This is a genomic window from Gallibacterium salpingitidis, assembly GCF_001678495.1.
GTDB lineage: Bacteria > Pseudomonadota > Gammaproteobacteria > Enterobacterales > Pasteurellaceae > Gallibacterium > Gallibacterium salpingitidis.
Genome location: NZ_JTJL01000045.1, coordinates 16,017 through 37,875, shown reverse-complemented (window position 1 = coordinate 37,875; position 21,859 = coordinate 16,017). Strand labels below are relative to the sequence as shown.

Genomic DNA, 21,859 nt, shown 5'->3' with positions numbered 1-21,859 from the left:
GGATGCAAAACAACATCACGGACATCGCTATGCTCGTTATAGAGGGCTAGCCAACGTGCAAATGCAATGCTTCCTTGCGGCAATGGCACAAAATATCAAGAAAATTGCCCTAGTGGTATGGGCTTTTTTGTCTTATTTATGGCGCCAATTTTGCTTGTTTGAGGCATGGGTAAAACAATCAGAGAAAATCACCGCTTGCAGCGTTATCTGAAAGGAAAAGCAAGAGAAAAGCGACAAAGTAAAAAAACAAACCCACTTTTATCAAATGATTTTGGAAAGGTGGGTTTGTCAGCGGTCTGAAAAGCCCAAACGTTTGTTTGGGCTTTGTTGTTTATTGATCTTGGTTATTTGGCTCAAATAAGCTATACCAACTATCCAACTTCTGGGCGAGTTTATCTACGCCTAAACGATTGAGTGAGGAGAAGGCTTCGACTTGAATATCACCTTGGAAAGGTAGGATTGCTTCTCGTACCAATTTTAACTGTTTACTACGCTCACTTTGGCTAAGTTTATCTGCTTTAGTTAATAACAGTAGGATCGGTAATTCGGCATTAACCGCCCATTGAATCATTTGTTGATCGAGATCTTTGAGCGGATGACGAATATCCATCAGAATAACCACGCCGCCTAAACATTCACGTTTTTGTAGATATTCGCTTAATGATTTTTGCCATTGTAGTTTTAATTTTTCAGGGACTGCGGCATAGCCGTAACCTGGTAAGTCCACAATTTTACAATTTTCACTAACTTCAAAGAGATTAATTAATTGTGTTCTTCCTGGTGTTTTTGAAGTTTTTGCTAATGTTTTTTGGTTGGCAAGTGTATTTAATGCAGTTGATTTACCTGCGTTAGAACGGCCCGCAAAGGCAATTTCTACGCCTGCATCAGCAGGTAACTGAGTAATGTTTGCTGCACTCATTAAAAAACGGGTTTTATGATAATTCAGTTTGAATTCATTTGTTGACACAATATTATCCTTTTTTAAATGTAATAGTTTCGCCTTTCGTACCATAACGGTTTTCTTGTGGTTGTCCTAAGAATACGCCCCATTCCATTAACAACATAGCAAGAATAAAAATAGGTAAAAATGTTCCTAGCAAGAATTGCATAAAGCCTTGGCTATATGGAGCAATCATTAAACAGCAAAGTGGTACTAATAGAATAGTCAATGCGGCAGCTGAGCGTCCACGATCATGCAAACGTTTAACGATAACCGCTAACCAACAATAAATAATTAATAATAAAGGTAAAATGGCAAATACCGAGCTCAATGTTTTTTGCAATATGCTTTCAATCGGGATCAGGTTTGCAGCGATAAATAATGTTATTGCACAGATACCGCTACCAATCCAGAACCCTTGGCGGTTTAATCTTCCTTTGAATGAAAAGAGTGCTTGAGTAATATACATAATGTTAGTGATTAAAAAAGAGCCTATTTAAAGAAAGTCAGCAATTATACAAGGAAACCATTGCAAAAAGCGAAAAGTTTGTCGCTTTTTACTAGGAATTACCGTTAGATTTTAATGGCAATAAAAAATCTTAATTGTGATCAAGTTCACATCATTTTTTACAAGACAAAAATTAAAAATCGTTTTAATATTAGCAGCGTTTTTTGATTTCTATCTTTGCAAATTAACTTTAAATATGAGGAAAAACAAATGGCAAAAATCGTTAAAGTTCTTGGCCGTGAAATTATCGACTCTCGTGGTAATCCAACAGTTGAAGCTGAAGTTCATTTAGAAGGTGGCTTTGTTGGTTTAGCTGCTGCTCCATCTGGTGCATCAACAGGTTCTCGTGAAGCTTTAGAATTACGTGATGGTGATAAATCACGTTTCTTAGGTAAAGGTGTATTAAAAGCAGTTGCTAATATCAATGAAATCATTGCACCTGCATTATTAGGTAAAGACGCAGCTCAACAAGCTGAAATCGACCAAATCATGATCGATTTAGATGGTACAGATAACAAATCTAAATTAGGTGCTAACGCAATTCTTGCTGTTTCTCTTGCAAATGCTAAAGCAGCTGCAGCATCTAAAGCATTACCACTTTACGCATGGATTGCAGAATTAAACGGTACTCCAGGCCAATACTCTATGCCATTACCAATGATGAACATCATCAACGGTGGTGAACACGCAGATAACAACGTTGATATCCAAGAATTTATGATTCAACCAGTTGGTGCAAAAACTTTACGTGAAGCATTACGTATCGGTGCAGAAGTGTTCCACAACCTTGCTAAAGTATTAAAATCTAAAGGTTTAAGTACAGCAGTTGGTGATGAAGGTGGTTTTGCTCCTAACTTAGAATCTAACGCTGCTGCATTAGCTTGTATCAAAGAAGCAGTAGAAAAAGCAGGTTATGTGTTAGGTAAAGATGTTACTTTAGCAATGGACTGCGCATCATCAGAATTCTATAACAAAGAAACTGGTATGTATGAAATGAAAGGTGAAGGTAAATCATTCACTTCTAAAGAATTCACTCACTACTTAGAAAAACTTTGTGAAGAATACCCAATTAAATCAATCGAAGATGGTCAAGATGAATCAGATTGGGAAGGCTTCAAATATCAAACTGAAGTTCTTGGCGGTAAAATCCAACTTGTTGGTGACGACTTATTCGTAACTAATACTAAGATCCTTAAAGAAGGTATCGAAAAAGGTATCGCTAACTCAATCTTAATTAAATTCAACCAAATTGGTTCATTAACTGAAACTTTAAATGCTATCCGTATGGCGAAAGAAGCTGGTTACACTGCAGTAATTTCTCACCGTTCTGGTGAAACTGAAGATGCAACTATTGCAGATTTAGCAGTTGGTACAGCAGCAGGTCAAATCAAAACTGGTTCTATGAGCCGTTCAGACCGTATCGCTAAATACAACCAATTAATCCGTATCGAAGAAGCATTAGGTGATAAAGCACCATTCTTAGGATTAAAAGCAGTTAAAGGTCAAGCATAATTGTTACTTTAACAATTAAAGAAGAAAAAACTGCACCGATTGGTGCAGTTTTTGTTTGTGTAGAATCAATATATAAGATGATGACATATAGAATAAAAATAGTTTATTGCATTTATCTGCCAATAATTTAATCTCAGGGGGAACTGAGCCCCCTCAACTATCTTAGTGATAAATCGCAAAACCACCAGTCCATGAAATTTGTTCACGTACTGCGAGTGAAATATTTAAGAATCCTAAAGCTTCCAACTGGCGAGCACGTTTAAGAGCACCTGCATCAATAAACGCTAAAGGACTTCCTTTTAATGCTGCCTGTACTTTTTCCTTAGCTTGTGTAGAGTCAGAAGCCAATTGTACTGTAGTAGGAACACCTTTGGTGATTTCACCGCTGACTAAAGTTGCCGCAAAAGTGGTATTAAAACCCTTAACAACTTCACTTTGAGACAATTTCTTCTGAATAATTTCTGCGGCAGAAGTATCTGCAGGTATCACCAAGTCATCCATTGTCGAGAAATCTACAGGGTTAGTAATATCGATCACTACTTTACCTGCTAATTGAGTTTGGTATTTACCTATAATGTCATCAATCGCTGTATAAGGTACAGCGAATACAACGATATTACCATGAATGGTGGCATCAGCTTCTTGACCGATAAATTCTACCTTATTACCAGCAAGCTCAAAGTTTTTTGCGATTGCTTTAGCCATATTACCTTTACCAAAAATAGTCACTGTCATTTTATTTACCTCATTTCAAGAATTGTATTATTTAATCGAATAACATTGCATTACTTTGTCTTTTACCCATTGATAGAAGACAGCTCCATTAAGTCCTTATTACATCGCAAGGATGATGCGTAATAGCTTTGCCAATTCAATAAGGACAACTGTAAAAACGCTAGCTTACGATAGATAAATCAATGTTTACCCAATCATTGGGTAAGCATTGTTTGTCACACAGGTAAGTATTCTATATAATAAAGTTATATTTGATAATTGCGGTTTTTATAATAATTATTTTAAGTTTTACTTAATAATTGTTTATTTCTCAATTGAAGATAGATTTTTGTCGTTATAGCGAAATACGGTACTGTGAATTAGTTAATTGTCATTTGCGTAAATTTGGGAGTTTGAAGTGAAGCAATCGGTTCGAGTGAAATTGATTGTAACTAGAACAAATTTTGGCATGAAATATGGCAATTTGAATGCTTCGGTAGCAACTTTAGTGTGAGGGAAAGTTATGATGGACTATCACAAACTTATTTTGATTTTTGCAGCAGTGGTGAAACATGGCAGTATGAATGCTGCGGCAGCTCACCTCGGTATGACGACGAGTGCTATTAGTCAGCATCTGCGTAATTTAGAGCTGCATTATCAAATCAAGTTAATGCACCGCACCACGCGTAAACTCTATTTAACCGATGCGGGTAAGTTGCTCTTTCAACATGCTGAAAAACTAGAAAAACTATCAAATGAAATTGAGCAATCAATGTTGAATTTGCGTAGTGAACCAGAGGGAGAAGTGCGGATTAGTTTGCCCTCAGGTTTTATGAAATCTGCAGCATTAGCGCGTTGTTTGCAGAAAATTAATACCGATTATCCACTGATTCGGATTGTTTTATTGGCAAGTGATCGTTATGTGAATTTGATAGATGAAAACATCGATATTGCTTTACGAGTGGGAGACCATTCGGGGCAGTTAGACACGATAGAACGTTTATTAGCTCGTTGGAAACTGTGGATTTGTGCATCTCCAGAATATTTAGCTAAAAAACCTATTCAGAAAATTGTAGATCTTTATCATGCGGATTGGTTAAATCCTCATGAGCAGATTTTATACAATATGTTTGCTGCTCTAGATTTACCGCATAGTCTTCCTCCTAATCGCATAGATTGCTTATATTCCGTAGAATCTTCAACGATGTTGGCACTTGCTGGACTTGGTGTGACGGTAGCATTAGAGGGAGAAATCAGTGCTTTTGTCGAGCAAGGAAGATTGACGGTGCTGTTTCCTGATGTCCCGTTGCGTGAAGAAAATATTTATGCTGTCACTGCGCACCGTAATTACTCTGCTAAAGTGGCAAAAGTTCTCACTGTGTTAAAAGAGGGATTTGCGGAGAAATAGAATCGAATTGTTCATGGCTGTGCTATAGACGTGTTAGTAGCGAGAGAAGGTTTGATATGACTTCCTGTATTAAGTTATAAAAAACGGTATTAAGCGTAATTTCTTAATACCGTTTCTTGTTATTAAAGTGGAGAGGTTTTAAGCAATTTTCATATTACCTAATGTACCATCATCTTCAATTTGTTTTGCTTTACCAATAATCTCTTTAACTTTTTCCCCTTCTTTAAACATCACAAATCCGCCATTTTCCATTTTGGTCCAAGCTTCATTTTTGGTAAGAGGTTGCGTCGAAATTATCGTTACTTTATCGCCTGGTTTTGCATAATCATTAAAATCAATAAAACCATCATCATCTACGCGAAAAGCTTTACCGAAAGGTGCTTTGCGAGTGAGATAGTGTAAAAATGTTGAGCAATGTGCAATCATAAATTGCCCATTAGATAAAATGAAATTAAAAGTACCAAGTTGTGATAATTCTTGTGTTACTTCATACACTGCTGCAAAAATTTCATCTTCACTTGGTTTACGTAAATAACGACGTTTGAGAAATTCTGCCATATAACAGAAAGCTGCTTCTGAGTCAGTGGAACCAATTGGTTGTGCACGACAATCAGAAAGATCTGGTAAAGTTTTTAAATTACCGTTATGAGCGAAAACCCAATTTTCACCCCAAATTTCACGCATAAAAGGATGGGTATTTTCTAATGTAACATCACCTTGTGTCGCTTTACGAATATGCGCAATCACATTGAGTGATTTGATATGATATTGTTTTACGCAGTCAGCGATTGGTGATGAACTACATGGCTTATCATCACGAAATACACGCACACCTTTACCTTCAAAGAAAGCAATCCCGAAACCATCAGAATGGCAATCAGTAATACCTGCGCGACGACGGAACCCTTCAAAGGAAAACACGATGTCTGTTGGGGTATTACAATTCATTCCCAGTAATTGACACATAAATTAACCTATGAAAACTTAAATGAGTGAAAAAGAGTGCTTATTATAAACGATAATTCACATAGGAGTAGTAGGGTTATTAATAATAATTTGTTATATGAAATAAAGTTTTGGCGTAGAAAAATTATAGTTAGTTATTCGCTGTGATTATCGCTTTTCAAGATAGCTTGCTTCGCTAATTTTTGTTGTGCTCGGCGTTGTTGAAAAAATTGGCTGATCTTAGTACTGCACTCTTCTGCCAATACGCCAGAGGTGATTTCTACAATATGGTTCATACGATAATCATCAAACAAATGAAAACGTGAACCGATAGCGCCGGTTTTGTAATCCATTGCCCCAAACACTAAACGCTTGATACGACTATGTAAAATAGCTCCAGCACACATCGGGCAAGGTTCTAAAGTGACATATAATGTCGTATTCAATAAACGATAATTTTGGATTTTTGCTCCAGCTTGCCGTAAAGCGATAATTTCAGCATGAGCAGTAGGATCAGAAAGTGTTATGGATTGATTCCAGCCTTCAGCAAGAATTTCACCCTGTTCATTCACGAGAACGGCACCAACAGGAATTTCCCCTATTTCTGCCGCTTTGTCCGCAAGCAGCAGTGCATGACGCATAAATTTCTGATCTTGTTCTGTCATATCTGTTTCAAATACTAAATTGAGGTATAACCTTGTTGAGGAGAATTTGGTTTATCAGGGAATGTCATTTTAAGAAGCCCCTCTATTACCATTGGTTTTAAATATGTTTCTCGTAAGCTTTGTGCTTTTCGATTTAAAAGTACTTCCAAAATTGCAGTACGAACATAATGTCCTTTACATAGTTCATAGATAATGGCTCTCATTTTTGGAGGTGGTAAACGTTTATATTTTCGTACTTCTTCAGTAGATGAGAGAAGTTCATTCCTAAATGATTCTGTTAAAGTGTCAAGAGTATCAATAATTGGCATATCTACAGAAGAATGAAGATATCTTCCTAAGTGATCTCTTGTGTTATCCGTTAAGTTATTAGCGTTATCCGTTAAGTTATTAGTGTTATCCGTTAAGCTATTAACGTTATCCGTTAAGTTATTAGTGTTATCCGTTAAGTTATTAGTGTTATCTGTTAAGTTATTAGTGTTATCTGTTAAGTTATTAGTATTCTCACGTAAATTAGCTGTCGATGAATGCAAAAGATATTCTGTAGTTATCGTGTAGCCAGTAGGTAAGCTATATATTTTATTCTTTTTTTGTCCATTAGCTGTGAGAAACCCTTTTTTGATTAGTTTTTGTAGAGCAAGTGTAACATCTCTAGAATGTTTGCTTGTTAATTGGCAAGCTCTCGTATGAGTTATCGACCCTTCTATAGCTGCGGTTGTTACTATCATTTGTTCTTCATGATTTAAATGGTGATAACTATTACCAAAAATTTGCTCTAAGTGAGAAATAACATTTTGCGGAATTAAGCTAATAGTTGGTAATTCCAATATAGTTTGCTCGGAAGGGATATATTGTTCATATAGTTTAGGCGTGCGAAGTTGTGCAAGTTCCCATCCTCGATATATTTTAGGAACACCTGAACCAGCTCTTTCACCAGCACCGATCATTAGAAACATTTGATGTAAGCGTCGGTTTCGACAGTCACTTTCCCCGCCTTTTATTGCGATATCTGGGGAAATTCTCATTAACCCTGGGTTTCGGAAAGACAATTTATCAGGAAGTTTTTTTATTAAGATAGATGCCCTACCAGAATAATCTGTATGCACTAAAGTATTAACAAGAGCTTCACGAATAGCTTCATGTGTCTTTGATTGATCCAATCTAATTCCATTTTTTAGTTTAAAGGGAACTTTTAAATCAGCAATGAGTTTACGGTATGTCTTTCTATAAAAATCAAATAAATTTCCCGACCAAGATCCATCGGGATATATACGATCAGTCCAACGTTCAGCCTGAAAATGTTCTAATTCTTGGTAATCTACGAAATAATACGGGACAGCCTCTTGTATTGCTTCCCATGTTCCAAACATTAAGATTCCTGCAAGTGTGATTCCTTCTTCACCTGTTTGTCTATCTTTCCGCCATCCACCAATATTTTTGAATAACTCTAATAGATCCTTCTCTAGCCATATATGATTTGGTTTTGCTATGGCAAAAAGATTTTTATATGCTTGCAAACTATCTTTATCAATATCAGCTAAAGAGAAACCTTTTAGAATTTTGTCATCTCTACTAGATTCTATTTGCTCAGCCATCATCCGCTTTATTTGTTCTTCTGTACAACGATGATCACTCTCGTTTAAGCGAATAAAAGTTTCTTTCATTGGTTGGTTATTAAGATAAATTGGTTTTTCTTGCCTTTTAGCTGGTGGAATTTGAATAATAAGAATTGGTTTATCATTAATAATATGGACAGTTAAGTTATTATTATTTAATAGATTAAGATTAACTTTATTTTTATTATTAAGAATGTCAAAAAGTTGTTTTCTTACAAGATCAATATTAGATACACCTTCAATTTTGAATTTTCCCTTCTTCTCACTAACACCTAATATAACATATCCACCTCTACAATTTGCCATAGCACTGTAAGTGGGCCAAAAGTCGTCAGGGAGTTTTCCTTTTCCATCACGTCCTTGTGCAGATTTAAACTCTAACTCTTCTGATTCAGATAGTGTTTGTAGATCTAATTCATCTTTAATTGAGAGTGGTGTCACGACAGTTACCTATCAATAAGTTAGCGATTGTTTTATCTCATGATATAGAGAAATATCGATGGATAGAAGATCATTCCAACTCCTAATTAGGAGTTTAACTAGGGACTAATTTTATATTTAAAAATATTATTTATAAATAATTGGTTTAGATGGCGAACGTGGGCGGATTTGAACCGCCGACCTACCCCTTAGGAGGGGGTTGCTCTATCCAGCTGAGCTACACATTCGCAGTTGTTTATTAATTGTTATTGCTGTTTTTATGTTCTTGACGTAGTAACGAATTGTGCTGAATTTTAATCTTTTTTCCTTTCGCTTGAAAGTATTCTGCCAATTGTTGGGCGATATAAACAGAACGATGTTTCCCACCAGTGCAACCGATACAAATAGTAAGGTAACTACGGTTATTTTGTTCCAATAGCGGCAACCAAGTTTCAATATAGTTTCGAGTCGAATAGAGAAATTCACGCACAACATCATATTGGCGTAAAAAATCGATAATCGGTTGGTCGAGTCCAGTTAATGGGCGTAATTTAGGCTCCCAATGCGGGTTTGGTAAGAAACGTACGTCAAAAATATAATCAGCATCTTGCGGAATACCGTATTTAAAGCCAAATGATTTAATAATGATTTGTAACTCTTTGTCACCATTGCCATGCACAAATTCACGCAATTTTTCTGCCAATTGGTGTGTGGATAAGTTTGTTGTATCAATAATGAAATTGGCGTGCTGAAATAACGGTTCTAGACGTTCTTTTTCTAAATCAATGGATCCTTCTAAAGAGAGATTATCTTTGGACAATGGATGGGCACGACGAGTATCGCTATAGCGACGGATTAACGTATTACGATCGGCATCAAGATAAATAATTTGCGTATTACAAGATTGCGGTAATTGCTCTAATGTTTCTTCTAATTCTTGTGGTTGTAGCGGAATATTACGAATATCAACGCTGATCGCCACGTTTTGTTGGCTGGTTTGCAAAGTTTCAATCAGCTGTGGAATGAGAAACAGTGGTAAGTTATCAATACAATAATAACCAATATCTTCTAATGCCTTTAACGCAATAGATTTTCCTGCACCAGAACGACCACTAATAATGACAAGTTCCATCATATCCTCCCATCATTTGATTATTGCCGATAATCTAATCTGTAGTTTGCTCGCTTTCTTGCTGTTCTTCAACCGTTTCAGCGTGATCAAAGGCAACAAAAATAGACCAAACTTCTTCTGGGCTTTTAGCAAGGCGTAATTGTTTACATAAATTCTTGTCAGAAAAACATTCAGCAAGGTAAGGCAACAAAGGAGAACAGCTAGGACAACAAGTTTCAGGAATTAAAATGGCAAAAATAAGATCAACATCACGATGATCCGCCGCATCATATTTAATTGGTGTATCTAATTGTAGGAATACGGCAATTGGTTTATCGCCAGTAGAGAGCTTGGCGTGTGGAATCGCAATACCGTTATTTAAGCCGGTATTACCCATTCTTTCACGATGACAAATTGCTTCAAAACAGCTGTTTTCTTGTTCTTCAGTTTGCGATGAAACAATATTACAAATTAACTCAAAGACACGCTTTTTACTGGAACAGAGCAAACCAGTACGAATATTTTCTTTAGTAAGAAATTCAGTAATTTTCATACGATAATCAACGTGAAAAGCCTAAAGTTTAAAATGTTCACCAAGATAGACACGTTTTACGTGCTCATCGGCTAACACATCTTGTGGCGAGCCACTAGCAATCATTTTACCTTCACTAACAATATAAGCACGCTCACAAACATCTAAGGTTTCACGTACATTATGGTCAGTGATCAGAACGCCTAAACCTCGATCACGTAGCCCTTGAATAATATTTTTAATATCTAATACTGAAATTGGATCAACCCCAGCAAAGGGTTCATCTAATAAAATAAATTTAGGATTCGCCGCTAAAGCTCTGGCAATTTCCACACGACGGCGTTCACCACCAGAGAGAGATTGCCCTAAATTGTCTTTGATATGCGTAATATGAAATTCATCTAATAAACGTTCGAGTTCATCAATGCGTTGGTCTTTAGTGAGATCTTTACGAATTTCTAAAACTGCCATCAAATTATCGTGCACTGATAAACGGCGGAAAATTGAGGCTTCTTGCGGTAAATAACCAATACCTTGCTTAGCTCGTTGGTGCATTGGTAAACGGCTAATATCTTGATTATCAATGGTAATTTTACCTTCATCGTGACTAATTAAACCAACAACCATATAGAAAGTGGTAGTTTTCCCTGCACCGTTCGGACCTAATAAACCAACAATCTCACCAGAGTTAATGGAAAGACTAACACCATTAACCACCGAGCGACCTTTATAACTTTTGCTTAGATGTTCAGCAGATAAAACAGACATAATTTGCTCTAATTTGTTTTAAGTTGATTTGGAATTAAAACGGTTTTTACACGACCGCCATTACCATTCGCTTTAAGTTGTTGTTTCTTCACATCATAGGTAATCAAATCACCATTAATGCGGCTATCTTCTTGTTTTAATTGTGCGTTGCCGATTAACGTTAAAAATTCTTTACCCAAATCATAATGGACTTTATTGGCATTACCGTAAACCATTTTGCCGTTGTCTAATTGCTGTTGAAATTTCACTGGTGCGCCAAAGGCATCTACGGTCTCTTTTTTATTGTTGGCTTTTTCTTTTTCATTTGGACGTGTGATGATCACTTTATCAGCATTAATTTTTACGCTGCCTTGCGTGATAACAACATTATCAGTAAAAGTAACCACATTGCTTGTTAAATCAAGTGACTGGTTATTAGATTCGATATTAATTGGTTGTTCAGAATCCCCTGTTAATGCTACGGCAGAGTAGCTAAATAACAAAGTTAATAAGCCAAGTACAGTTAAATTAGTTTTTAATTTCATAATATGTCTTAACCTGTTCTTTTAGGGTCGCAGTTTGTTTTTGCAGATTACCGTCTAATACTTTGCCATTACTGGTAAAATTCAAGCCAGTTAGGGTCACCATTGTATCAGATGTTATGTCTTGTGTCGTTAAATTGACAAAGGCTTGCTCTGTATCAATCGTTTGTATTTTAGACTCTTTTTGTAGGCTTTGTAGCTTCACATTGCCTTGTAATGTGAGTTTATCTTTATCCATTAAAATTGCTTTATCAGCTTGTAAACGCCATGCTTTAGTTTCGTCTTTGTCATAAACATAAAGAACGGGTTGGCTAAAAACAGCTTTATCATTATTAAAATAATCTACGTTAGTGGATTCGGCTTGATATTGGATCGTACCAGTTGGACCATATACTGTCGTGGTCATTTGTTTAGCAATATATTCTGGATCTGAATCTTTTTTCGTTAATACTGGCACTGTATTTTGCTGTAATGAATAGAGCCATGCCAGTAGTGCAATCGCAATAATTGAAAGTACAATATTCCAACGAATGGACATAAATTATTTACCTTATTTAGGAACCTATTCTCGAGAAATTTAGCTGGCGGATCATATCATAAAATCCAGTAAATGAGTTATTTTTCAACAGGCAGCAATATTCTGTTAGAATAATCACTTTGTGATAGCGTAAAGAAGGCAACAATACGATGCAAGATATTCTTATCGAAGTTAAAAATCTGACATTTAAACGTGGTGAAAGGACGATTTATAACAATCTGAATTTAAGCATTGAGAAAGGCAAAATTACCGCAATTATGGGGCCTTCAGGAATTGGTAAAACCACACTCTTAAAATTGATTGGCGGGCAACTGATTCCAGAACAAGGACAAATTTTATTAGATGGACAAGATATTTGCTCGTTATCAACTAAAGAGTTGTATCGAGTAAGAGAACGGATGGGCATGTTATTCCAATCCAGTGCATTATTTACGGATATGAGCACTTTTGAAAATGTTGCATTCCCAATTCGGGAACATACTAATTTACCGGAATCGATTATCCGCAAAATGGTATTAATGAAATTAGAAACCGTAGGGTTGCGTGGTGCTGCGGAATTGATGCCGAATGAGCTGTCTGGAGGAATGGCAAGACGAGCAGCGTTAGCAAGAGCGATTGCTTTAGATCCCGATCTGATTATGTATGATGAGCCATTTACTGGTCAGGATCCAATTAGTATGGGCGTGATTGTGGATTTGATTAAAAAATTGAATGAAACCTTAGATTTAACCTCTATTGTGATTTCTCATGATGTGACCGAAGTATTAAGTATTGCTGATTATGGTTATATTGTGGCAGAGCAAAAAATTATTGCGGAAGGAACACCAGAACAATTAAGAGCGAGTCAAGATCCAAGAGTTATTCAATTTTTATCTGGGCAGGCAGATGGACCTGTGAAATTCCATTATCCAGCAGAAGATTATGAAGAGGAATTATTTCAGTGAAAATAGGCATTATTGATCGGCTTGGGCAACATGGTGTGCGTTGGATACGAACATTAGGAAAGTCTGGGTTAATGTTATATGGTGCATTAGTTGGTAAACCACAATTTCGCAAAAATTTTCCTTTAGTGGTGAAGCAATTATATGTATTAGGTGTGCAGTCATTACTGATCATTGTGTTATCAGGGCTGTTTATTGGAATGGTGTTAGGGTTGCAAGGGTATGTGATCCTTGTCGATTTTTCAGCGGAAACCAGCTTAGGTCAGTTGGTTGCGTTATCCCTTTTACGTGAACTTGGACCTGTGGTAACGGCATTATTGTTTGCTGGGCGAGCGGGCTCAGCATTAACAGCAGAAATTGGTTTAATGAAAGCAACGGAACAATTATCAGGATTAGAAATGATGGCAGTTAATCCGTTGCGGCGTGTAATCGCACCAAGATTTTGGGCGGGAATGATTGCCATGCCGTTGTTAGCGTTGATTTTTACTGCAGTCGGCATTTGGGGCGGTTCACTGGTTGGCGTAGATTGGAAAGGTGTGGATAGCGGTAGTTTCTGGTCAGTGATGCAAAATTCTGTTGTTTGGGGCAAAGATATTGGTAATGGCATTATCAAGAGTCTCTTTTTTGCGGTGAGTGTAGTATGGATCGCCTTATTTAATGGTTATAACGCATTACCAACTTCAGAAGGTATCAGTCAAGCAACAACCAAAACGGTAGTACAAGCCTCATTAGTGGTTTTAGGACTGGATTTTATTTTAACGGCATTAATGTTTGGTGGAAATTAATTGCAGGATTGTGCAATAAACAAGGATTATTTATGAAAAATACAGTGAAATATGAATTTTGGGTTGGATTGTTCTTATTGTTAGGTATTGCTGCATTAGTTTTTCTTGGACTAAAAGTCGCTAATGTGCAAAGTTTTGGTGAGTCGCAAACATATCGTGTGACTGCGACTTTTGATAATATAGGCGGATTAAAAGTCAGAGCGCCAGTCAAAATCGGCGGTGTGGTAATTGGGCGAGTAAGCGATATTGAATTAGATCCGAAAACTTATTTACCACAAGTAACGTTAAGAATTGATGAGCGTTATAACCAAATTCCAGACAATAGTTCGCTTTCCATTAAAACAGCAGGATTACTCGGTGAACAATATATTGCCTTGAATATTGGATTTGATGATGGCGAAACCCTGATGTTAAAAGAGGGTAGTAAGATTACTGATACAAAATCAGCAATGGTTTTAGAAGATTTAATTGGTCAGTTCTTATATGGTGATAAAAAGTCAGCTGAGTCAGCAGAACCAGCGGAATCAAATAAATAATAATAAAAGAGGAGAAGCACAATGTTAAAACGTTATACTCAAAATATGATGCGTATGTTGTTAGCAGTTGGTTTATTACTAACTAGCTTATTTGCGGTAGCAGAGCAAAATCCTTATCAATTAATGCAACAAGCATCAGATAAATTATTTGCGGATATTACTGCAAATCAAAGTCAAATTAAGCAAAATCCGAACTATTTACGTACTATCGTGAAACAAGACTTAATGCCTTATGTACACGTTAAATATGCCGGCTCATTGGTATTAGGTAATTATTTTAAAGCTGCTACACCAGAACAAAGAGAAGCTTTCTTCAAAGCCTTTGGTAATTTTATTGAGCAATCTTATGCACAAGTCCTCACTTTTTATAGCAAACAAAAAGTAACCATTGAGCCAGAGAAATCGGTAGAAGGTAAGAATATTGTTAATATTCGAGTTGTGGTGGAACAAAATAATGGCGCTGCACCAATCAATTTAGATTTCAAATGGCGTAAAAACAGTAAAACCAACGAATGGCAAGCCTACGATATGGCGGCAGAAGGCGTAAGTATGGTGGAAACGAAGAAAAATGAATGGAGCGGCGTATTACGTAAAGATGGTATTGAAGCGTTAACGGCGCAAATTGAAAAATCAGCCAGCTTACCAATCACATTAGATAAGAAAAAATAAGATGAGTGAGATAAAGCTAACTTGGCAACTAGACACAACGACGGATAATGTCGTTGTATCATTAGTTGGCGTTTTAAATCGACATACGTTGTTACCATTATGGCAACAACGTCAGCAGTTCGTATTAGCGAATAATGTCGAATGCCAACATTGCCAAAATATAGTCTGGGATCTAGAGGCAATTAGTCATATTGATTCAGCTGGGTTTGCGTTATTAACGGAATTATTAAGATTAAATCCAGTGGAACAAGTTAAGTTGATTAATGTCCCGACACAATGTTTAAATTTGGCAGCGTTATTTTCATTAAAAGAGTGGTTAGCAAAATATATCAATAAATAGGATCAAATATGGAACCAAAAGAGATTGAACAATTATTAAAAGAAGCATTAGGTTTAGATGAAGTTTATGTGCGTGGTGAAAATGCACATTTTGATGTGATTGCTGTCAGTGATAAATTTGCTGATCTCTCTCGAGTAAAACAACAACAAATGATCTATGCGCCATTAATGGATCATTTAGCAACTAATGCAATTCATGCATTAACGATTAAAACATTTACCGTAGAGAAATGGAAAAGAGAGAAACTCTTTTTTAATCTATAATTGTGACTAACAATCTTAAAATGCGGTAAACACAATGTGCTTACCGCATTACTTTTCTTCAATTTATTATCAAGCTATTAGGAAGCATTATGTCATCGCCTAAATTTGTTCATCTACGTGTCCACAGTGACTTTTCTATGATTAATGGTTTAGCCAAAGTAAAATCGTTGGTGGATGAATGTGCAAAGCAGCAAATGGTGGCAATGGCATTAACGGATTTCACCAACTTTTGTGGATTGGTGCGTTTCTATGGTGCTGCACTGGGAAAAGGGATTAAACCGATAGTCGGCGCTGATGTATTGGTAAATACACCAGAATTGCCTGATGAACCTTTTGAACTCACGTTATTAGCCAAAAATAATACTGGTTATCAAAATATTACTTTATTGCTGTCACGAGCGTATCAGCGTGGTTATAAAGAAAATCCAACTATTGAGCGTGAATGGCTAATTGAATATGCCGAAGGCATTATCCTCTTATCTGGTGGCAAAAATGGCGATATTGGCAAGTTTTTACTTCGTGATAATCAAGTATCCGCAGAAGCCTGTTTAGATTTTTATCAACAATATTTTGCTGATCATTTTTATCTTACTGTTAGTCGTACTGGACGTAATGATGAAGAACATTATGTGCAATCAGTAGCCGCTTTTGCTGAACGTCATAAGATCCCATTAGTGGCGACTAACGATGTGATGTTTTTGCATGAAGATGATTTTGAGGCGCACGAAATTCGTGTTGCGATTCACGATGTCTTTACGTTGGACGACCCTAATCGACCAAAAAATTATAGTCCAAAACAGTATTTTCGCAGTGAACAAGAGATGTGTGAGCTATTTTCTGATATGCCAGAAGCATTAGAAAATAGTGTCTATATTGCCCAACGTTGTAATGTCACCATTCGGTTAGGCGAATATTTCTTACCACAATTTCCAACAGGTGATTTAAGTACAGAAGACTTTTTGATTCAAAAAGCAAGAACAGGTTTAGAACAACGGTTAGCGGTTCTGTTCCCAGATGAAGAGGTACGAAAGCAAAGACGTGGTGAATATGATCAGCGTTTGGAAACCGAATTAAACGTAATAAATCAGATGGGATTCCCCGGCTATTTCTTGATAGTGATGGAATTTATCCAGTGGTCGAAAGATAACAATATTCCAGTTGGTCCGGGACGTGGTTCGGGAGCGGGTTCGTTAGTAGCGTATGCGTTACGAATTACTGATCTGGATCCTCTTGAGTTTGATCTACTCTTTGAACGTTTTTTGAATCCTGAACGTGTTTCAATGCCAGATTTTGACGTCGATTTCTGTATGGATGGACGAGATCGTGTGATTGAACACGTTGCCGATATGTATGGGCGTGATGCGGTTTCTCAGATTATTACCTTTGGTTCAATGGCAGCAAAAGCGGTAATTCGTGATGTGGGGCGTGTGTTAGGACATCCTTATGGTTTTGTGGATCGTATTGCTAAATTGATTCCGGGCGATCCCGGTATGACGTTGCAGAAAGCGTTCGATATGGAGCCGAAATTAGTCGAGGCTTACGACGGTGATGAGGAAGTTAAAGAGCTGATTGATATGGCTCGTAAGCTCGAAGGGGTAACACGTAATGCAGGTAAACACGCCGGTGGTGTGGTAATTTCACCAAGTAAGATTACTGATTTCTCGCCAATTTATTGTGATGATGAAGGGAAGCATCCTGTTACTCACTTTGATAAAAACGACGTTGAGTATGCAGGTTTAGTGAAATTTGACTTCTTAGGGTTACGCACATTAACCATTATTCAATGGGCTGTGGATATGATTAATGAACGGATGCGTCGTGAAGGAAAACCTGAGATCGATATTCATCATATTCCATTGGATGATGAAAAGTCATTTAAGTTATTGCTTGATTCGCAAACGACGGCGGTATTCCAACTGGAATCTCGTGGTATGAAAGATTTAATTCGCCGCCTTAAACCAGACTGTTTTGAAGATATTATTGCGTTGGTGGCATTATTCCGTCCGGGTCCATTGCAATCGGGAATGGTGGATAACTTTATCCGTCGTAAACATGGTGAGGAACAAATTTCATACCCTGATGCTGAATATCAACACGAATCCTTAAAACCAATCCTTGATCCAACCTACGGCATTATTTTGTATCAAGAGCAAGTAATGCAAATTGCGCAAGTGTTGGCGGGATATACGCTCGGTGGTGCGGACTTATTGCGTCGTGCAATGGGTAAAAAGAAACCAGAAGAGATGGCAAAACAGCGTTCGGTATTTAAAGAAGGTGCCATTAAAAATGGCGTTGATGGCGAATTAGCGATGAAAATCTTTGACCTAGTAGAGAAATTTGCGGGTTATGGCTTTAATAAATCGCACTCGGCAGCTTATGCCTTAGTTTCTTACCAAACATTATGGCTTAAAGCGCATTTCCCAGCCGAATTTATGGCAGCGGTAATGACCTCGGAAATGGATAAAGTCGAAAAAGTGGTGAATTTCTACGATGAAAGCTTGCGTATGGGGCTTAAAGTGGTACCGCCAGATATTAACACAGGAAAATATCATTTCAGTGTTAATGAAAAGGGTGAGATTGTGTATGGCATCGGCGCTATTAAGAGCGTGGGTGAAGCAGCGATAGAAAATATTATTGAGGTAAGAGAGAAAGGCGGACGTTTTAGAGATGTTTTTGACCTTTGTGCCAGAATTGACCTGAAAAAGATTAATCGTCGTGCTTTGGAAAACTTAATCAAGGCAGGAGCGTTAGATAAGTTAGGACCACATCGAGCGGCGATTGCTTTAAATTTAGAAGATGCGCTGAGAGCATCAGATCAATATGCGAAAGATGAAGCGTTGGGGCAAACCGATATGTTCGGCGTATTAACCAGCTCGCCAAAAGAGGTGGAGCAAGCCTACGCCAATACACCGAAATGGACGCAAAAAATGGTGTTGGATGGTGAGCTAGAAACGCTAGGGTTATATTTGAGCAGCCACCCGATTAATCGTTATATCAAAGAGTTATCACATTATAGCCGCCGTTTAGCAGAAGTGTCCGTAACACGACGTGGCGAAGTGGCTACGGTAAGTGGTTTGGTAGCGAATTTCCGTACCGTTTTAACTAAACGTGGTAATCGACTCGGTATTTTAACGATAGATGATCGTTCGGCACGTTTAGATATTACTTTATTTACGGATTCATTAAATGAATTTGAACGTAAAATCCACAAAGATCACATCGTAGTGGTCAGCGGTTCAGTGATGCCGGATGATTTCACTGGCGGTATTCGAATGATTGGCAGAGATGTCAGCACATTAGAAGAGATGCGGCAAAAATTTGTGAAAAGCCTAGCAATTGCCTTAAAAGAAGAGCAATTAACGCCACAATTTATTGAACGTTTTAAACAGATTATTACGCCATACGCACAAGGCACAACGCCAATTCATATTTATTATGATAGCCCGAAAGGACGTGCGATGCTGACATTAGGAATTGAATGGCATGTAACACCACACGACGATCTAATCGGGGAATTAACGGAATTTCTCGGCGAAGATCAAGTTGAGTTGGAATTTAGTTAACAGTTAGGTTTTGCATTACTAGCAAAACCTAACGTTAGTGAGATTAAAAATACCACTTCGCTAACAACACACCAGCAACAACAGCGATATTTAAACCTGTAGCAAGTGGGTTAGATTGGGAAAGTTGCACATTAGTCGCTTTGTCATCTAAATCTTTCAGCGTATTTTCTGACAAAATAATTGCGACTTTATCAGCAAATTTAACTTGATTAAGCGGGGTTGCTTGTTTTGCTAAACTTGCTCTCACTAATTGATAACCCGCTTGTTGTAATTGATCGAGGGCAATCGTAGCATGTTCAGTTTCAAATAAACGAGTATGTTCAATACCGCCATCAGCAACACGCATTGACGCAGGGCTTTGTACCAGATCGATATTGTCAGTAACAAGATTTTGTACACCATAAAAAGCTAACGTCTTTAATACACCACCGATATTCGCCGCATTACCAACACCCTCTAACACCACAATACAGTCTTGTTTGCGAGGAATTTCCAAATAACTAGTCAAGCTTAATGGAGGGCGTTTTTTTACTAATAAGCAAATTCCGCCATGATGTTCTGTACCTGTTACACGTTGCATTTCATCATTTTTGACAACGTGATAAGCCTTTTTATTTTCGGCTAAATAACTCATCATCTCGCCCGCTTTTTTACTTAACTCTTGCGTTACCCATAAACGCACAATATCTTGCGGGCGATGTTCAAATAAAGCCAAGCAAGCGAGTTCGCCATAAACTTTAACTTCTTCCGCACGATTTTGGCGGATCTTTTCAGGAGCACGTGGTGATAATGGACCAGTTTTTTTCTCTTTGCTTTGACTGCTTTGGTTAGTCGCTTTGATTCTTACCTTAACTTCGCCCTCACCTACAGTAGTTGCTTTATGCGCGGTAATTTGCTGTTTACCACCCCAAATAGACGGTTTTTCGATGATGCGATCATTTCTTTCACGACGAGGTTTATCTGCAAAACGTGGTTTTTGTTCGCCAAATTGACGTTTGTTTTTGTCATTAGAACGGAATTTATTTTCTTGAAAAACAGGTTTTTTATTCATTGGATTTTATGTAGATTGGTTGATCGGAAAATTTCGCACATTATAACTGAAACAGTTGAGATGTATTAACAATTAATTGTAAACTTAAGCATTTCATACAAAAGCAGTTCCGCAGAAGAATTGCGTAACCATTTTTTGAATTATGCTACTATCAAGATTAGAACGTGCTCAAAGAAGATTAACTCGTTTGCCTGCATTTAAATTAAATCAATCACAAATTGAGATCCTTCCATCAGCAAAGGCGTTTAAACAAAAAATTCTTCAACTTATTCAACAAGTTGAAAAGCGAATTTATATCACTGCTTTATACTGGGAAAAAGATGAAGCGGGGCAAGAAATTCTAGAAGCGATCTATCAAGCGAAACAGCGCCATCCACAATTAGAGGTAAAAATCTTTGTTGATTGGCATCGTGCACAACGTGGTAGAATTGGCGAAGAACAAGGTCAAAGTAACGCGGATTGGTATGCACAAATGCGTCAGAAATATGGTTTTGATGATGTAGTTGTTTATGGTGTACCAATTAATACTCGTGAGATTTTTGGTGTATTGCATATTAAAGGGTTTATCTTTGATGACACGATTCTGTACAGCGGCGCCAGTATTAACAATGTTTATTTGCATCAATTAGATCGCTACCGTTATGACCGCTATCAAGTCATTACAGATGCGGCATTAGCTGACTGTATGGTGGATTTTATTCAACAGCATTTGAATGATATTTGTGCGGTAAATCGTTTAGATCAAACTCGTAAGCCAACTAAAGAATTACGACCAGCAATTCGTTCATTTCGTCGAAATTTTATGCTGACAGGGAAATATCCATGTCGTACCAATCAGCATTTATCAACGGAGCAATTAACAGCGACACCACTGTTTGGTTTAGGCAAGAATAATCTATTAAATAAAGTCATTGAGGCTTTATTTACGGTCACGCAGAAGAAACTCACGATCTGTACACCATATTTTAATTTCCCACGCTCGTTGCAACATCGTATTCGTACCTTATTGCACGAAGGTAAAAAAGTGGAAATTATTGTTGGTGATAAAACCGCAAATGACTTTTATATTCCACCATCAGAGCCGTTTAAATTGGCAGGCGCGTTACCTTATCTTTATGAGAAAAATCTGCGTCAATTTGCGAAGCGTTTTATGGAGTTTATTGAAAACCAACAACTAACCATTCGTTTGTGGAAAGATGGTGAGAATAGTTACCATCTTAAAGGTGTGTGGGTGGACGATAACTATATCTTATTGACGGGGAATAATTTAAATCCACGTGCGTGGCGTTTAGATGCCGAAAATGGCTTGTTACTACATGATCCGCAGCATACTTTAACCGAAAAAATGTGTATTGAGTTGGCGGAAATTCGTACTTATACCACCGTTTTAACCAGTTACCAGCAACTGGACAAACCAAGTAGTTACCCAGCTCCAGCGCAAAAAGTATTGCGCCGTTTTGAACGGATTAAAGCCGACCATTTAGTCAAAATGATTTTGTAATTATTAGCTTTTATA

Annotated in this window: 23 protein-coding genes and 1 tRNA gene; 11 read left to right on the top strand and 13 right to left on the bottom strand. The window is 37.3% G+C overall.

Going from position 1 to position 21,859, the window contains the following annotated elements:
• Nucleotides 1–211 (top strand): transposase (locus tag QS62_RS08605; RefSeq protein WP_197496288.1); only part of this gene is annotated, 211 nt, incomplete at its 5' end.
• Nucleotides 212–331: 120 nt separating this feature from the next.
• On the opposite strand, the gene yihA is transcribed toward QS62_RS08605, so the two are convergent.
• Nucleotides 332–919, bottom strand: coding sequence for a ribosome biogenesis GTP-binding protein YihA/YsxC (yihA, locus tag QS62_RS08600; RefSeq protein ID WP_066108855.1), 588 nt, complete (start codon nt 917–919; stop codon nt 332–334).
• Between the two features lie 52 nt (nt 920–971).
• Nucleotides 972–1,409 (bottom strand): DUF805 domain-containing protein, encoded by a 438-nt coding sequence (locus QS62_RS08595; RefSeq protein ID WP_066108845.1) that lies wholly within the window; start codon nt 1,407–1,409, stop codon nt 972–974.
• A 249-nt stretch (nt 1,410–1,658) separates the two neighbouring features.
• Here QS62_RS08595 and eno point away from each other — a divergent pair, with 249 nt between their 5' ends.
• A complete protein-coding gene (gene eno, locus QS62_RS08590) occupies nt 1,659–2,960 on the top strand; it encodes a phosphopyruvate hydratase (RefSeq protein ID WP_066108842.1) in 1,302 nt (433 codons plus the stop codon).
• A 162-nt stretch (nt 2,961–3,122) separates the two neighbouring features.
• Here the strand turns inward: eno and QS62_RS08585 are convergent, their stop codons facing one another.
• Entirely contained in the window at nt 3,123–3,695 is a 573-nt protein-coding gene (locus QS62_RS08585; RefSeq protein WP_066108839.1) for an NADPH-dependent F420 reductase, read from the bottom strand.
• A gap of 502 nt (nt 3,696–4,197) precedes the next feature.
• On the opposite strand from QS62_RS08585, the gene QS62_RS08580 reads away from it, so the two are divergent.
• Nucleotides 4,198–5,082, top strand: a complete 885-nt coding sequence (locus QS62_RS08580) for a LysR family transcriptional regulator (protein WP_082966164.1) — start codon at nt 4,198–4,200, stop codon at nt 5,080–5,082.
• Nucleotides 5,083–5,220: 138 nt separating this feature from the next.
• Here QS62_RS08580 and QS62_RS08575 read toward each other — a convergent pair whose 3' ends face one another.
• The 9 genes from QS62_RS08575 to lptC form a co-directional block, all read right to left on the bottom strand.
• A complete protein-coding gene (locus QS62_RS08575; protein ID WP_066108829.1) occupies nt 5,221–6,048 on the bottom strand; it encodes a class II glutamine amidotransferase in 828 nt (275 codons plus the stop codon).
• A 134-nt stretch (nt 6,049–6,182) separates the two neighbouring features.
• Entirely contained in the window at nt 6,183–6,692 is a 510-nt protein-coding gene (tadA, locus tag QS62_RS08570; protein ID WP_066108827.1) for a tRNA adenosine(34) deaminase TadA, read from the bottom strand.
• Nucleotides 6,693–6,706: 14 nt separating this feature from the next.
• Nucleotides 6,707–8,746 (bottom strand): RNA-binding domain-containing protein, encoded by a 2,040-nt coding sequence (locus QS62_RS08565; protein WP_066108820.1) that lies wholly within the window; start codon nt 8,744–8,746, stop codon nt 6,707–6,709.
• 150 nt (nt 8,747–8,896) lie between these two features.
• Nucleotides 8,897–8,973, bottom strand: a tRNA-Arg gene (locus QS62_RS08560).
• Between the two features lie 11 nt (nt 8,974–8,984).
• Nucleotides 8,985–9,857, bottom strand: coding sequence for an RNase adapter RapZ (gene rapZ / locus QS62_RS08555; protein WP_066108819.1), 873 nt, complete (start codon nt 9,855–9,857; stop codon nt 8,985–8,987).
• 34 nt (nt 9,858–9,891) lie between these two features.
• Nucleotides 9,892–10,389, bottom strand: a complete 498-nt coding sequence (ptsN, locus tag QS62_RS08550) for a PTS IIA-like nitrogen regulatory protein PtsN (RefSeq protein ID WP_066108817.1) — start codon at nt 10,387–10,389, stop codon at nt 9,892–9,894.
• Between the two features lie 21 nt (nt 10,390–10,410).
• On the bottom strand, nt 10,411–11,136 hold the full coding sequence (gene lptB / locus QS62_RS08545; RefSeq protein WP_066108813.1) for an LPS export ABC transporter ATP-binding protein: 726 nt from the start codon (nt 11,134–11,136) through the stop codon (nt 10,411–10,413).
• A gap of 8 nt (nt 11,137–11,144) precedes the next feature.
• The gene (gene lptA / locus QS62_RS08540; RefSeq protein ID WP_066108811.1) at nt 11,145–11,660 is read right to left on the bottom strand and encodes a lipopolysaccharide transport periplasmic protein LptA; all 516 of its coding nucleotides are present in this window, start codon (nt 11,658–11,660) and stop codon (nt 11,145–11,147) included.
• The gene (lptC, locus tag QS62_RS08535; RefSeq protein WP_066108809.1) at nt 11,644–12,195 is read right to left on the bottom strand and encodes an LPS export ABC transporter periplasmic protein LptC; all 552 of its coding nucleotides are present in this window, start codon (nt 12,193–12,195) and stop codon (nt 11,644–11,646) included. The genes lptA and lptC overlap by 17 nt, the downstream gene beginning before the upstream one ends.
• Nucleotides 12,196–12,344: 149 nt before the next feature.
• Here lptC and QS62_RS08530 point away from each other — a divergent pair, with 149 nt between their 5' ends.
• The 7 genes from QS62_RS08530 (at nt 12,345) to dnaE (ending at nt 19,292) form a co-directional block, all read left to right on the top strand.
• On the top strand, nt 12,345–13,139 hold the full coding sequence (locus QS62_RS08530; RefSeq protein ID WP_066108807.1) for an ATP-binding cassette domain-containing protein: 795 nt from the start codon (nt 12,345–12,347) through the stop codon (nt 13,137–13,139).
• Between the two features lie 11 nt (nt 13,140–13,150).
• Complete coding sequence (gene mlaE, locus QS62_RS08525) at nt 13,151–13,921, top strand: lipid asymmetry maintenance ABC transporter permease subunit MlaE (RefSeq protein WP_414146320.1); 771 nt, start codon at nt 13,151–13,153, stop codon at nt 13,919–13,921.
• Nucleotides 13,922–13,953: 32 nt separating this feature from the next.
• A complete protein-coding gene (gene mlaD / locus QS62_RS08520; protein WP_066108801.1) occupies nt 13,954–14,457 on the top strand; it encodes an outer membrane lipid asymmetry maintenance protein MlaD in 504 nt (167 codons plus the stop codon).
• A 45-nt stretch (nt 14,458–14,502) separates the two neighbouring features.
• Nucleotides 14,503–15,126 carry a phospholipid-binding protein MlaC gene (gene mlaC / locus QS62_RS08515; RefSeq protein ID WP_414146319.1) on the top strand — a complete coding sequence of 208 codons (624 nt, stop codon included), beginning with the start codon at nt 14,503–14,505 and terminating at the stop codon, nt 15,124–15,126.
• Between the two features lies 1 nt (nt 15,127).
• The gene (locus QS62_RS08510) at nt 15,128–15,466 is read left to right on the top strand and encodes an STAS domain-containing protein (protein WP_066108792.1); all 339 of its coding nucleotides are present in this window, start codon (nt 15,128–15,130) and stop codon (nt 15,464–15,466) included.
• A gap of 8 nt (nt 15,467–15,474) precedes the next feature.
• Nucleotides 15,475–15,729 (top strand): BolA family protein, encoded by a 255-nt coding sequence (locus QS62_RS08505; protein ID WP_066108789.1) that lies wholly within the window; start codon nt 15,475–15,477, stop codon nt 15,727–15,729.
• An 89-nt stretch (nt 15,730–15,818) separates the two neighbouring features.
• Nucleotides 15,819–19,292 carry a DNA polymerase III subunit alpha gene (gene dnaE / locus QS62_RS08500; RefSeq protein ID WP_066108787.1) on the top strand — a complete coding sequence of 1,158 codons (3,474 nt, stop codon included), beginning with the start codon at nt 15,819–15,821 and terminating at the stop codon, nt 19,290–19,292.
• Nucleotides 19,293–19,335: 43 nt separating this feature from the next.
• On the opposite strand, the gene QS62_RS08495 is transcribed toward dnaE, so the two are convergent.
• A complete protein-coding gene (locus QS62_RS08495) occupies nt 19,336–20,343 on the bottom strand; it encodes an RNA methyltransferase substrate-binding domain-containing protein (RefSeq protein WP_066108782.1) in 1,008 nt (335 codons plus the stop codon).
• 142 nt (nt 20,344–20,485) lie between these two features.
• Between QS62_RS08495 and pssA the strand changes: the two genes are divergently transcribed.
• Nucleotides 20,486–21,844 (top strand): CDP-diacylglycerol--serine O-phosphatidyltransferase, encoded by a 1,359-nt coding sequence (pssA, locus tag QS62_RS08490; RefSeq protein ID WP_066108780.1) that lies wholly within the window; start codon nt 20,486–20,488, stop codon nt 21,842–21,844.
• Nucleotides 21,845–21,859: the final 15 nt, after the last annotated feature.

What these genes read in the sequence shown, in the direction of transcription:
- yihA (WP_066108855.1), bottom strand. Translation starts at nt 919, where the DNA reads ATGAGTGCAGCAAACATTACTCAGTTACCTGCTGATGCAGGCGTAGAA.
- QS62_RS08595 (WP_066108845.1), bottom strand. Translation starts at nt 1,409, where the DNA reads ATGTATATTACTCAAGCACTCTTTTCATTCAAAGGAAGATTAAACCGC.
- eno (WP_066108842.1), top strand. Translation starts at nt 1,659, where the DNA reads ATGGCAAAAATCGTTAAAGTTCTTGGCCGTGAAATTATCGACTCTCGT.
- QS62_RS08585 (WP_066108839.1), bottom strand. Translation starts at nt 3,695, where the DNA reads ATGACAGTGACTATTTTTGGTAAAGGTAATATGGCTAAAGCAATCGCA.
- QS62_RS08580 (WP_082966164.1), top strand. Translation starts at nt 4,198, where the DNA reads ATGATGGACTATCACAAACTTATTTTGATTTTTGCAGCAGTGGTGAAA.
- QS62_RS08575 (WP_066108829.1), bottom strand. Translation starts at nt 6,048, where the DNA reads ATGTGTCAATTACTGGGAATGAATTGTAATACCCCAACAGACATCGTG.
- tadA (WP_066108827.1), bottom strand. Translation starts at nt 6,692, where the DNA reads ATGACAGAACAAGATCAGAAATTTATGCGTCATGCACTGCTGCTTGCG.
- rapZ (WP_066108819.1), bottom strand. Translation starts at nt 9,857, where the DNA reads ATGGAACTTGTCATTATTAGTGGTCGTTCTGGTGCAGGAAAATCTATT.
- ptsN (WP_066108817.1), bottom strand. Translation starts at nt 10,389, where the DNA reads ATGAAAATTACTGAATTTCTTACTAAAGAAAATATTCGTACTGGTTTG.
- lptB (WP_066108813.1), bottom strand. Translation starts at nt 11,136, where the DNA reads ATGTCTGTTTTATCTGCTGAACATCTAAGCAAAAGTTATAAAGGTCGC.
- lptA (WP_066108811.1), bottom strand. Translation starts at nt 11,660, where the DNA reads ATGAAATTAAAAACTAATTTAACTGTACTTGGCTTATTAACTTTGTTA.
- lptC (WP_066108809.1), bottom strand. Translation starts at nt 12,195, where the DNA reads ATGTCCATTCGTTGGAATATTGTACTTTCAATTATTGCGATTGCACTA.
- QS62_RS08530 (WP_066108807.1), top strand. Translation starts at nt 12,345, where the DNA reads ATGCAAGATATTCTTATCGAAGTTAAAAATCTGACATTTAAACGTGGT.
- mlaD (WP_066108801.1), top strand. Translation starts at nt 13,954, where the DNA reads ATGAAAAATACAGTGAAATATGAATTTTGGGTTGGATTGTTCTTATTG.
- mlaC (WP_414146319.1), top strand. Translation starts at nt 14,503, where the DNA reads ATGATGCGTATGTTGTTAGCAGTTGGTTTATTACTAACTAGCTTATTT.
- QS62_RS08510 (WP_066108792.1), top strand. Translation starts at nt 15,128, where the DNA reads ATGAGTGAGATAAAGCTAACTTGGCAACTAGACACAACGACGGATAAT.
- QS62_RS08505 (WP_066108789.1), top strand. Translation starts at nt 15,475, where the DNA reads ATGGAACCAAAAGAGATTGAACAATTATTAAAAGAAGCATTAGGTTTA.
- dnaE (WP_066108787.1), top strand. Translation starts at nt 15,819, where the DNA reads ATGTCATCGCCTAAATTTGTTCATCTACGTGTCCACAGTGACTTTTCT.
- QS62_RS08495 (WP_066108782.1), bottom strand. Translation starts at nt 20,343, where the DNA reads ATGAATAAAAAACCTGTTTTTCAAGAAAATAAATTCCGTTCTAATGAC.
- pssA (WP_066108780.1), top strand. Translation starts at nt 20,486, where the DNA reads ATGCTACTATCAAGATTAGAACGTGCTCAAAGAAGATTAACTCGTTTG.